Origin of the sequence: Hydrogenophaga sp. SNF1 (genome assembly GCF_034421675.1) — a bacterium.
GTDB classification, from domain to species: Bacteria; Pseudomonadota; Gammaproteobacteria; order Burkholderiales; family Burkholderiaceae_C; genus Hydrogenophaga; species Hydrogenophaga borbori.
Map to the genome: position 1 here is coordinate 589,290 of NZ_CP139793.1, position 11,807 is coordinate 601,096.

General features: G+C 65.7%; 11 protein-coding genes. 5 read left to right on the forward strand and 6 right to left on the reverse strand.

Annotated features, from left to right (window positions below; genetic code table 11):
* Window positions 1-174 precede the first annotated feature (174 nt).
* The gene (locus SOM08_RS22465) at window positions 175-621 is read right to left on the reverse strand and encodes a helix-turn-helix domain-containing protein (RefSeq protein ID WP_116958703.1); all 447 of its coding nucleotides are present in this window, start codon (window positions 619-621) and stop codon (window positions 175-177) included.
* Between the two features lie 140 nt (window positions 622-761).
* Between SOM08_RS22465 and SOM08_RS02830 the strand changes: the two genes are divergently transcribed.
* Window positions 762-995, forward strand: coding sequence for a hypothetical protein (locus SOM08_RS02830; RefSeq protein ID WP_147326204.1), 234 nt, complete (start codon window positions 762-764; stop codon window positions 993-995).
* A gap of 93 nt (window positions 996-1,088) precedes the next feature.
* Here SOM08_RS02830 and SOM08_RS02835 read toward each other — a convergent pair whose 3' ends face one another.
* The 3 genes from SOM08_RS02835 to SOM08_RS02845 form a co-directional block, all read right to left on the reverse strand.
* Window positions 1,089-2,903 carry an AAA family ATPase gene (locus SOM08_RS02835; protein ID WP_147326205.1) on the reverse strand — a complete coding sequence of 605 codons (1,815 nt, stop codon included), beginning with the start codon at window positions 2,901-2,903 and terminating at the stop codon, window positions 1,089-1,091.
* 199 nt (window positions 2,904-3,102) lie between these two features.
* Window positions 3,103-3,921 (reverse strand): isochorismatase family protein, encoded by an 819-nt coding sequence (locus SOM08_RS02840; protein ID WP_070400754.1) that lies wholly within the window; start codon window positions 3,919-3,921, stop codon window positions 3,103-3,105.
* 5 nt (window positions 3,922-3,926) lie between these two features.
* A complete protein-coding gene (locus SOM08_RS02845; protein WP_322470013.1) occupies window positions 3,927-4,670 on the reverse strand; it encodes an NUDIX hydrolase in 744 nt (247 codons plus the stop codon).
* Between the two features lie 75 nt (window positions 4,671-4,745).
* On the opposite strand from SOM08_RS02845, the gene SOM08_RS02850 reads away from it, so the two are divergent.
* From SOM08_RS02850 to SOM08_RS02865, 4 genes are all read left to right on the forward strand, one after another.
* Window positions 4,746-5,798 (forward strand): SPFH domain-containing protein, encoded by a 1,053-nt coding sequence (locus tag SOM08_RS02850; protein WP_322470014.1) that lies wholly within the window; start codon window positions 4,746-4,748, stop codon window positions 5,796-5,798.
* Window positions 5,795-6,733, forward strand: a complete 939-nt coding sequence (locus SOM08_RS02855) for a sugar kinase (protein WP_070400757.1) — start codon at window positions 5,795-5,797, stop codon at window positions 6,731-6,733. The genes SOM08_RS02850 and SOM08_RS02855 overlap by 4 nt, the downstream gene beginning before the upstream one ends.
* A gap of 374 nt (window positions 6,734-7,107) precedes the next feature.
* A complete protein-coding gene (locus SOM08_RS02860) occupies window positions 7,108-7,242 on the forward strand; it encodes a hypothetical protein (protein ID WP_416186991.1) in 135 nt (44 codons plus the stop codon).
* 209 nt (window positions 7,243-7,451) lie between these two features.
* Complete coding sequence (locus tag SOM08_RS02865; RefSeq protein ID WP_070400758.1) at window positions 7,452-9,458, forward strand: autotransporter-associated beta strand repeat-containing protein; 2,007 nt, start codon at window positions 7,452-7,454, stop codon at window positions 9,456-9,458.
* Between the two features lie 442 nt (window positions 9,459-9,900).
* Here the strand turns inward: SOM08_RS02865 and SOM08_RS02870 are convergent, their stop codons facing one another.
* Together SOM08_RS02870 and SOM08_RS02875 are read right to left on the reverse strand one after the other, a co-directional pair.
* Complete coding sequence (locus SOM08_RS02870; protein WP_070400759.1) at window positions 9,901-10,953, reverse strand: MBL fold metallo-hydrolase; 1,053 nt, start codon at window positions 10,951-10,953, stop codon at window positions 9,901-9,903.
* Window positions 10,954-10,962: 9 nt separating this feature from the next.
* Window positions 10,963-11,796 carry an SDR family NAD(P)-dependent oxidoreductase gene (locus SOM08_RS02875; RefSeq protein ID WP_070400760.1) on the reverse strand — a complete coding sequence of 278 codons (834 nt, stop codon included), beginning with the start codon at window positions 11,794-11,796 and terminating at the stop codon, window positions 10,963-10,965.
* Between the last annotated feature and the right edge of the window lie 11 nt (window positions 11,797-11,807).

Below are 11,807 nucleotides of genomic sequence, written 5' to 3' on the forward strand. Positions count from 1 at the left end.
GAACCCCGTGGGCCTGACACGGTCGTTGTTGCGGCTTGCCAGAGAGTTTCGCTACGGGGCGAACTTGCCTTGACCCGGTGCTTGGATTGAGTACCCTTGGCGTGCCAGTGCTGAGGGGACTTCTCCGAGGCTTCAGGTAGACAGGTCCCCAGAGCGGGATCTGTCTGCTTGATTTCACATGGTTTCCTCCTGCAAAAGGGACATCACACGATCCAGGACATCATCCGGTAGCTGGTTGGATCTTGATCTAAGGGTGAGAATGCAGGCGCTCACTCTCGGAGGAAGGGGATTTCCGGAGTACATGTCCTGAATGGCTAGGCTAACCAGCATCTGCCGATCGTCGTCGCTTAATTCCAGGTACGAGGCAATGCTTGTGACGCGACTTGGGGTGGCCAATCGCTTTGAGTTTTCGAGCTCACTGTAGTAGCTCGTGGAGAGACCAAGCAGAGAAGCCATACTCGCTTGGCTAAAACGTCTAGTGGTACGCAGCCGGTACAGCATTTCGCCAAAGCTGCTAGGTGGCTGAGACACCTTTCCGGTCCGGTTACTGGCTCCGCCGCGAACTGGCGGATGGTCCGGCGACGGACATCCGAGATGGTTCGGCTCAAGAGCCATTCTCATGTGTGGGACCTCGCGCCTTGATCGGAACTTCTGTGTTTGACGGCTCGGAAAGTATGTGACCAGGTCGCTGGTTGAGATCAAGAAGTTGACATGGCAATAGGTGAACTCCTTCTTCTCACCTTTCACCAGCGGTGAGAACAATGAACGAGTTCTTCTCACCGTTCACCAAAGGTGAGAACAACGAACGAGTTCTTCTCACCATACTGAACTGTCAGATTGATCGAGGACGTCGTACCACCATGGTTGGGATTGAAGGAGATGCCAAGCACTGGCCGCAAGAGTGGTTGCGGCAGCTTCCGTTGCGTATGGAGGCCATGCAGCATGCAGGCGTACGTCGAAGTGAATTCCATTTTGCCGCGTACGTTCTACTCTGAAGACAGCATCTCAGTGCGTTCAGCCGCCATTCGACGCCTCTGAATATGCCGTTCACGGTTGGGCACTAGGTCTAGGATGGCGAAGTCGGCGCTTCAATGCAGCCTCTCTGGCCGCCGATGCTCCTGTCCCCACTCATACAGAAACCGCGTAACCATGCGCCGAACCTCCCTGGCATTGAGCCTCGCATTCGAATAGACCGAGCTTGGTGGTATAGGAAGTACGCCTGCTGGGAGACCCCATTCAATTCTGATGTCTTCCACCACACCTCGCGCCAGAACGGGCATGTGCTCCCGCCGAGGCTCAGGCATGTACACGATGATGAACCTCGAAAGCAGTGGTCGCGGAATGTTGCCAAGCCCGTTCGCCGTGGCCCAGAAACTCAGCCGAGTCATGTCGCAGGTCGTCTGAAGGAACGTGTCGTGCCAGCGCTTGGCTGACTCCGATTCGAGGAGACCCAAAAGCACAGACGTGATGGGCGCGCTATTGCTCGTACGACTTGTCACTTTGTCCAGTTCATCGAGCAACACAAGGCCGCTCGCGCTCTGGTGCCGCAACATCAGATTCAAGAGTGGCGACGGTTCGCCAGAGGCCCAACCCCTCGGCGTTCCGGTAATCGGTTTGCTGTCATGCATGCCACCAATTCCCAGCGGCAAGAACGGCAGCTTGAGTAGTTCCGCGATGCGACGTACAAATCGTGTCTTGCCGGACCCCGGGAACCCAACCACGAGCACAGGAGGTAGCTGCAGTTGTTGCACGCCGAACAAGCAACGGGATTGCAGCAAGACCCCCAGTTCGTCGATAGCCGCGTCCGCCCAGGGGAACTCGGCCCTCATGGCGATCAGGATCTCTTCGACGTGATGTAGTGGCGGCATGTGCGCCACTGGCAGGTAACCCAGCAATGGCTCGTACTGCTTGATGACCTCCCTGTCTTCCTTGCAGTTGCCGGGATTGATCGGTCCGTGAACCACCCGAAGCACATGCGCTGTTTGCGTGGCGTCGGCGCTTCCATCGATGGTCGAAAACGCGCCTTGCGCTGTGGAGGCCATTGCAGCGATTTGGTCACCTCCAAAGACGTTCAGCGCGACGATCTGCTGCAGTCGACCATTCCATAAAGTCGCACATTCCATGGCATCCCGTCGTTGGCGCAGGTGCTTGGTCAACGCAATCCAAAGCCCCATGCCCACACTCTCGAAGAACTGCTTGCGAGCCGCTTCTGCGCGCAACGGAAAGTGCTGCGTGTCGTTGACCGATAGGACCGCAATGGCACGGATGACCGCCAAACAGTCTCGCGTGGACCAAGTCGAAAGCTTTGCGTCCCGCTCAGCCTCCATCGCCAAGTCGATGCACTTGAGGAGTGTTTCAGCTACCGATGCGGGAACCAGAAGTTTGGGCGGCGCACTCGCCGAAGCCGTCTCTGCGAGCACAAGCCTGGGCAGCCCATAGTTGCCCAGCGACGTCGGCGCCACTTGCCATGCACCATGAGCGAGCGCCAGATCACTCATGGCCAACTGGACCATGGCGAACGCCTCAAGCAGATAGGCGTTTCGCGTGTTTCGGCCCATCTCGTGCAGCCACTCGTTGCGAAAATTCCGAACGCTGTCATCATCGAGCTCAAGGGCCTCGAGCTCTTCGAGGACCCTGATGGCAAGTTCTGAACGCCTGGGGCTCTCCACAGGGGATGAGAGCGCTCGTCTGATCAGGCGTCGAAACGCGCCGAATCGCCGAGGTGCGTTGTTCGTGTCCGTTGCGATGAGCAGCAACGGGTGGCGGAAGCCTCGTCCGCCAATGAGTGAAGAAGTGGGTCGAGCGTCGGTGCGCTCCTTGGCATCTGCAACCATGTTCGCCTCCAAAAAGGTGGAACGGTTGCGGTGCAGGTCCTGCGGTGTTGCAGGACGTTCGGAGAGCAACCCCCGAGTCGTGGGACAAAGCGCCCACGAAGTCAGGCTACGTCACGTTGCATCGCGAAGCAAGCTTCGAGTTCGAAGTGGCCGACGAACGCGAGCGGACGACGAATTTGCGCTATCGGATACTCCGTACACGACTTCGGATATGCCGCAAATTCTTAGAGCGCGAGACACTTGTTGTCGCTCCGTTCTTTTGCCCACCTCAGACGAGGCTGCGGGCGAATTCATCGACCGTCATCACCTCGGTGCCTGCCGCGCGCGCCCGGTCGAACAGGTCGTCGGCGAGTGATTCGAATCCGGGCACCGGGCTCATGCAGTCGCGAAGCAGGACCACCCGGGGCGTGGCCGCGGGCGTCCTCCTGCCCAGGAACCGCATGAACTGGTCGTAGCTGGCCGCCACGCAGTGGCTCGAGGCCTGGCCCGCGATCGCGATCACCTCGGCACCGTCGGCCAGTGCGGTGGCCAGCGTGGTGTTGAACTGCGTGGCCGGCACCGAGGCCACGGGCGCGTCGGCCTCGAACACACCGAAGTGCTCGCTCAGTGGGTATTCACCCTTGAGCACCTTGGTGACGGCGCGCTGGTGCGCCATTTCCCAGGCCGCGAGGCTGCGCGCCAGATCGCCCTGGATGTTGTGGCCCCAGGTGCCGGTGACGCAGTGCACCGGCCAGACCACCATGCCCGCCTTGCCGGCCGCGGCCAGTTGCTCGAGCATGCCGATCACCTGTTCGGTCAGGCGGGCGTCGCGCGGCCGGTAGGAGCCGGCTCGCACATCGTCCGCGGTGATGAAGCTGAACGGCGCCACGGGCTGTCCGTCCGGGCCGAGCCAGAAGGTGGTGCGCTCGACCGCCACGCTGGCGTGCGAGTCCAGCGTGACCGTGATGCCGCCGATGCGGCTTGCGTTCGAGTCAATGAGGCCGGCCAGGCGCTTGAGGTCTTCGTTGGCGCCGGCCACCGGCAGGGCGGCGCCCTCGATGTCGCAGAAGTCGTTCTGGGGATCGATGATGAGCAGTTGGGTGCGCATGGCAGTCACTCCTTGCTGGCAGGCGATTCGACCGATCGGAAGGTGCGCGGAAAGACCGCGGCGCGCTCGCGGTCGAGGATGCGATAGCCCATGGCCGCACGCCCCGCGTCGCCCGCGATCGAACCCGCCTCGAGCAGGAACTGCGCATCGAGCATGCGCTTGCGAAACGCGCTCTTGTCCATGGGGCGGCCGAGCACGATCTCGTAGGTGCGCTGCAACTGCGGCAGCGTGAAGGGCTCCTCCAGAAGGAAGGCCGGCAGCGAGGTGTACTCCACCTTGCCGCGCAGGCGCTCCACCGCCGCGGCCAGGATCTCCGCGTGGTCGAAGGCCAGGCGCTTGCGCAGGGCCGCGTTGACCTCGATCCACTCCGACGCCGCCGACGCCATCTCCTCGCTGTCGGTGGGCGGTGGGACCAGGGCGAAGTAGACATGGGTGGCGCACCACCCGCGGGGGTCGCGCGTCGCGCTGCCCCAACTGCCCAGTTGTTCCAGGTAGGGCGCGCTGAACCCGGTCTTCTCGCCCAACTTGCGCAGCGCGCAATCGGCCAGGCTGGCGTCCAGGCCCACGTTGACGAATCCGCCCGGCAGGGCCAGGCGGCCCGGGAACGGATCGGTGGCCGCCTCCGGGCGGCGCACCAGCAGCACCTTCAACTGCTCGTCGAGCACCGTGAAGATCACGACGTCGACGGTGACCAGCGGTCGCTCGAAGTCGGGTGCCGCAGCGCGAGAAGGGGATCGTTGGCTGGCCATGCTTGACATCTCCGTTTTGAGTTGTACTATACAACCCATAAGAGTTGCACAGTGCAACTTAACAAGGAGCCCCCCATGCTTGGCATCCGCTTCATCAAGTCGCAACCCACCACCCACCTCATGCAGTTCCGCGGCGGCAAGCTCGTGCGCGAAGGGGCCGGCCTGTCCTTCTTCTACTACGCACCCACCACCTCCCTGGTCGCGGTGCCGATCGCCAGCCGCGACGCCGGCTTCATGCTGGACCTGGTGACCAGCGACTTCCAGGGCGTGACGGTGCAGGGCGAGCTCACCTACCGGGTGGGCGACCCGGGCCGCATCTACAAGTTGATGGACTTCTCGCTCGAGCCCGACGGCGTCACCTACGCCTCGGAGGACCCGGAGCGCCTGCAGGACCGGGTGGTGATGCAGGTGCGCGCCATCGTGCAGCAGGTGATCCAGGGCCTGTCGCTGCGCAACGCGCTCAAGGCCACGGCCGAGGTCGCGCGCGCCGTTCAGGAGCAACTGGGTCGCCAACCCGAGGTGCAGGCGCTGGGGCTGGAGATCCTGGGCGTGGCGGTGGTGGCGATCAAGCCCACGCCCGACATCGCCCGCGCGCTGGAGGCCGAGGCGCGGGAAGCCAACCTCAAGGCGGCCGACGACGCCATCTCGCAGCGGCGCATGGCCGGCGTGCAGAACGAGCGGGCCATCCGCCAGACCGAGCTGGACACCGAGATCGCGGTGGAGGTGAAGAAGCGCGAGATCCAGGAGACGCAAATGGAGGCCCGGGCCGCGGCCATGCGGCGCCAGAACGAGTTGCGCGCCGAGCAGATGGGCGCGGACATCGAGCTGGAGAACCAGCGCAAGGCCTTCGTGGCCAGCGAAGCCGAGAACACGCGCCAGGCGGCCGAGGCCCAGGCGCACAAGGTGCGCGCCGTGATGGACGCGCTGGAGAAGGCCGACCCCCGGGTGGTGCAGGCGCTGGCGGCCGTGGGCATGCAGCCGGGCCAGCTCATCGCCCAGGCCTTCGGCGGCATCGCCGAGCGGGCCGAGCGAATCGGGCAGCTCAACCTGTCGCCCGAGTTGCTCAACTCCCTGTTGGGCGCGGGCGGTGGGGCCGCGGCGTCGGCGGTCACGCGGAGGTCGGCGTGACCACCGCCGCCAGCGATCGGCGGGTGGTGCTGGTGACGCGGCGCACGCGGCTCGATACCCTCATCGCGCGCCACAACACGCTCGGGCAGGCGAGGTTCTATGTGGAGCACCTGGGGGCCGACTTCTCGGACTACCTCAAGGAGAACGAGGCCTACGCGGCCAGCCTGCGGGTGACGGTGCAGGCCCTGCAGGCCTGGGGGCGCTACCAGATCGTCGACCGTTCGCTGCTGGCCAACTTCGTCTTCGCGCCGAGCGACATCGTGGTGGCCCTGGGCCAGGACGGCCTGGTGGCCAACACCATGAAGTACCTCGAGGGCCAGCCGCTGGTGGGGCTCAACCCCGAGCCCTCGCGCTGGGACGGCGTGCTGCTGCCGTTCCAGCCGGCCGATCTCGCCGCCATCCTGCCGGGCGTGGCGGCGGACCGGCGCGACACCCGCACGGTGACCATGGCCGAGGCACGACTGAGCGACGGCCAGGTGCTGCGCGCGGTGAACGACCTGTTCGTCGGTCCGCGCAGCCACACCTCGGCGCTGTACGAGCTGTCGCACGGGTCGACCACCGAGTTCCAGTCCTCCTCGGGGTTGATCGTCTCCACCGGCCTGGGCTCCACCGCCTGGCTCAAAAGCATCGTCACCGGGTCGCTCGCGATCGCGCGCAGCCTGGGCGCCAGCACCGACGACGAGGACTACCAGCCCATGCCCTGGGAGGAGCGGGCCCTGGTGTTCGCGGTGCGCGAGCCGTTCCCCACGCGCACCTCTCAGGCCACGCTGGTGCACGGGCGGGTGCTGGCGGGCGCGCCGCTGCGGGTGCGCTCGCGCATGCCGGACAACGGGGTCATCTTCTCGGACGGCATGGAGGCCGACCACTTGCAATTCACTGCGGGGATGGAGGCGAGGATTGAGCCCTCGAGGACGACCGGCAAACTGGTGCTTTGAGCAGTGTTTGGGTATCGGTGTTGAGCAAATGAGGGTCTTGTCTAGTGGGGCAGAGATGGGCCCTCATCGGGGGAATCGAGGCGCATTGCCGTGCGGCTGCCTCAAGCCAAGCCGCATCATCGTGGCCTAGAAGTGACGCTGCAGATACCGAGCTTTGCAGCACCCAGGTATTCGGACTCGGCGAGATTTGTTGGCGCTTGTCAGTGGGCGCGCGCGCCAACGCCCGGCGCGCCGCTGATCTACTTCATTGCGCCTCGTGCCTTCACCCTCGAGGCCGGTAACCTGTTTCTGGACTCCAATGGCATCAATGTCGTCTCCGGCGCCTTGCTCGCGCCTTCGCGGCTGAGCTGTGCCACACGCCGGCGCAGTTGCTGGTGCAGACGCACTGGACGCAGGACCGCATCGCCAGCCGCAGCGGTTTCCGTTCGGTGGACGCGCTGCAGCGCGCGTTCGCGCGCCAGCACGCCGTCACGCCGCAGGCCTATCGCGACGGCGCGCGGCGCCACTGAGGCTGACACGCGCTGCTTCCATTACAGTAGCGCTGGCACCTGTCCGCGCTGACTGACCTTAGGGAGGCAAGAGCTGTCATGACAAGGAAGACAAACGATGCCGTGTGCCACCCGGTGCGGGGGCAGCGTCGCGATGGATCCTTGCGCCACCGGCGCTCGCGCCTGTCGACGGCGGTGCTGGCCCTGGTCTGCGCGACCCTGGGCGCCCCATGGCGCAATCGATCACGGCCATCGGTGACGTGAATCCGGCCCCTGTCTCGACGCCGACCTGGGACGTGCCGGGTGGCGAGATCTATGTCGGCGACACCGGCGGCGTGGGCACCTTGACCATCCAGGGCGGCGCCACGGCGAGCAGCGCGACCGGCGCGCTCGGCTACACCGGGGGCGACGGCACTGTCACCGTCACGGGCAGCGATGCCAGCGGCAGCGTGTCGAGTTGGACCATGCCGGGCGATCTGGCCGTCGGCGCGGGCGGCACGGCGTCCCTCTCCATCCTGAATGGCGGCCTGGTGAGCAACGCGTTCGGCAACATCGCCTCGGGCGGCGGCACGGCATCGGCCACCGTCTCGGGCGTTGACGTCCATGGCAACCGCTCGACCTGGATCAATGCCGTTACCCTCACCGTGGGCAATGCCGGCGCGGGCTCGCTGCTCATCGAGAACGGAGGCCTGGTGCGCAGTGTCCAGGGCGCCATCGGCGGCACCACCGGCGTGGGCCCGGGCGTTTCCAGCGGTACGGTCACGGTCAGGGGCAGCGACGGCAATGGCCGCGTCTCGACCTGGGAACTCGGCAACAACCTGTATGTGGGTTTTCTGGACCCTGGTGACTTGTTCGTTGAAGACGGCGGTGCGATCACGGGCCACACCGCCTACATCGGTTACCAGGTGGGCGGCAACGGCACGGCCACGGTGTCGGGGCAAGACGCCGTCAGTGGGCGCGCGTCGAGCTTCGATTTCTCCGCGCAACTGAACGTCGGCTACGAGGGCACCGGCGAACTGACCATCGAAGACAGCGGCACGGTGCGAACGTCACTGGCCCGCATCGCCGTTCAGGCCGGCTCCACCGGCACGCTGCACCTCAACGGCAATGCGCTCGCGCGCGGCGTACTTGAAACCGACGTGGTGATCCGGGGCGACGGCGCCGCCACGCTCGACCTCAACGGCGGCATCCTGCGGGTGACCTGGGACGAGTCGGACTTTCTGCGCGGCTTCACCACACTGGCCGGGGGCGCTGAGGGCGTGTGGCTCGACACGAACAACCATGCGGTGGGCATCGGCACCGCCTTCACCGGCGCGGCCAGCTTCAACAAGCTCGGCCTGGGGGCGCTGACGATGTCCGGTCTCAGCACCTACGCGGGCGCCACCACCATCACCGCCGGCACCTTGCGCGCCGGCGTGGCCAACGCCTTCAGCGCGGCCTCCGCGCACACGGTGGCGGCCGGCGCCACGCTCGACACGGCGGGCCTGGACCAGACCGTGGCCAGCCTGGACAACGCGGGCACCGTCGCGCTGCTGGGCGCCGCGCCGGGCAGCCGGCTGACGGTGAGCGGCGCCTACGTGGGCCACAACGCGCTGCTGAGGATCGGCACCGCCTTGGGCGACAGCAGCAGCGTCAGCGACCGCCTGGTGCTCGATGGCGCCGGTGCCAGCGCCAGCGGCACCACCACCGTGCAGGTCACCAACCTCGGCGGCCTGGGCGCGTTGACCACGGGCGACGGCATCGAGGTCATCAGCGCCATCAACGGCGCCACCACCACGGCCCAGACCACCCGAGACGCCTTCCGGCTCGCGGGTGATCACGTCGACGCAGGCGCCTACGAGTACCGCCTGTACGCGGCGGACGCCAACGGCGCGGGGGAGAACTGGTTCCTGCGCTCCAGCGCGCTGGCGGCCGATGCCGCCACGCCCGCCTACCGCGTGGAGGTGCCGCTGTTCGCCGCGCTGCCCGAGCAACTGCGCCTGGGGAACGCCGTGATGCTGGGCAACTGGCACCAGCGCATCGGCGATGGCATCGCCCGCGGCGCCGAGCGTCAGACCTGGGCGCGCATCATCAGCGCGGAGCGCACCATCAGCCCCAGTTCGTGGTCAAGGTGGCGCAGCAATTTTGGGGGCACGACCCGCACACTGTTCAAGGACCGGCCGCTCATGAGCGCGAAGCCGATCTGCAGTGCCAAGCCCAGCTTGAGGCTGCCGCTGCGCCATCGCGCCAGCAACTAGTGCTCGGTGCACTGCAGCTGAAAAACGCCTGCAACTCGAACTCGCTGAGTTCGCACGCGATGTCGCGCAGGCACAGGTAAGACGTTTGCAAGCCTTGCATGGCCGCGCTCCTCGACGATTTGGGGGCCGAAAACGATTCGCTGCGGCGAAGTGAACAGCAATGTTCGAACAATCAATGACTTACCGACCACCCCCCCGCGTCAGTACTGGAGAGTTATACGTCACTTTTTGCACTGAAATCAAAAGGACCCCTTGATCGGAACCTTCGCATCTGCCGACCGGCCTCGCGCGGTGGCTGCCCAGATTCAGCCAATCGAACAGACCTATCGTCCGTGCGAAATCCTCGCCATGCTGCCCGGAGCGATGTGGCGCATGGAGTATCGAAGTCGCGCACTCGTTGACATCATGATTGCTAGCCTGAGATTGGAGAGTAGCGCGACCTTCACGACTTCAGTGCATACCATGCGACGCCGTCTCCACTCACGGCGCATTCCACGGCGCTTTCCGCGATGAGGTAGTTCATGCAAGCCACGGCCTCGCCCGTGGCGAGACTCAGTTGCTGTCCATCCTGCGCCCCTATGGCGCGGTGAAAGAGGGCGGGGAACACGTCCACGATCCGTTGCGGCCCGTTGCATAGCGATTGGCGCAGCCGCTCCAGCGCCTGGTCCTGGCTGGCCCTGAGCGAGTCCAGGCGTTGGTGCAGCCCGTAGAAGGGCTCGTTGTGGGAGGGCAACACCAGCACATCGGCGGGCACCTCCCGCGCCAGCTTGTCCAGCGACTCGTACCACTCCTTGAGCGGATTGGCCTGAGGTTCGGTGGCGAACACCGATACGTTCGACGAGATTCGCGGCAGCACTTGGTCGCCCGCGATCAGCAAATTCAGGTTGTGGCAGTACAGGCAGGCATGCTCCGGCGAATGGCCGCCGGTGGTGATGACCCGCCAGTCGTGCGGGCCCAATGGCACCAGATCGCAATCCTGCAGGCGCCGGAAGCTCTCGGGTAGCGCGTGGATGTGCTTGCCGAAGCTGCCAAAGCGGCTGCGGTAGCCTTCGATGGCCGCTTCCGACCAGCCGGCGCGGCGGTGGAACAGCACGCCGTCGGGCGGCGCCTCGCGATTCGTGTCGGCATGCATCACGCGGCAACTCAGGTATTCCAGCCGGCTCATGTGCAATGGTATGCCTGCACGGCGCGTGAACCAGCCGGCCAATCCGATGTGGTCGGGGTGCATGTGCGTGGCGTACACCCCCTGCAGGGGGCGCGCCAGCGGACCCTGCGCCATGAGGGCCAACCAGTCGGCCACGGTGGCGGGATCGTTCAGGCCGGTGTCCACCAGCACCCAGCCATCGCGCGTGTCGATGGTCCAGACGTTGATGTGGTCGAGCCGGAATGGCATCGACAGGCGGATCCAGCGCACGCCGGGGGCGAGTTCGACCGTGTGGCGCGGCGCGGGCGGCTCGAACGGGTAGGTCAGCGCAGCAGTGTCGGGCTTCGTCATGGTGCAAGGTCAGATGCCGGTGAGCCCGCCCGTGCACAGCAGGGTCTGGCCGCTCACGTAGTCAGACTCAGGAATGCAGAACAGGTAGGCCGCGCCGGCGGCCTCCTCGGGCGTGCCGGCCCGGCCCAGCGGGATGCTGCGCTCAAGCATGGCCATCAGGTCCGGGTTCACGCCCACCTTGATCGCGCGTCCATCGACCTGGATGGCGGCGCCGGCATCGGTGGTGGCCTCGGTCATGCGGGTCCCGATGAGGCCGTAGGCCACGCAGTTGACCGTGGTGTTCAGGCGACCCCACTCCTTGGCCAGCGTCATGGTCAGGCCCACGATGCCGGCCTTGGCGGCAGAGTAGTTGACCTGCCCCACGTTGCCGAAGACACCCGCGACCGAGGAGATGTTGACCACCTTGCGCACCACGCGGCGGCCGGCCTCGGCGTCGGTCCGGCTCAGCGCCCGGATCACCGGCTGCGCCGCCCGCAGAATGCGGAACGGCGCGGTCAGGTGCACGTCGATCATCGCGTGCCATTGCTCGTCGGTCATCTTCTGGATGACGTTGTCCCAGGTGTAGCCTGCGTTGTTCACAAGAATGTCCAGCCCGCCGAACGCGCTGGTGGCCGTGCCGATCAGCCGGTCCGCGAAATCTGCGTCCGCCACGCTGCCGCAGCAGGCCACCGCCTCGCCGCCCAGCGCGATGATTTCCTCGCGCACGGCCATGGCGGGCTCGTTGTCGAGGTCGTTGAGGACGAGCCGGGCGCCTTCGCTCGCGAGCTTGAGGGCCATCGCCCGGCCGATGCCCCGGCCCGATCCGGTGACCACGGCCACCTTGCCCCGCAATTTTTCCGACATGGTGTGCTTCT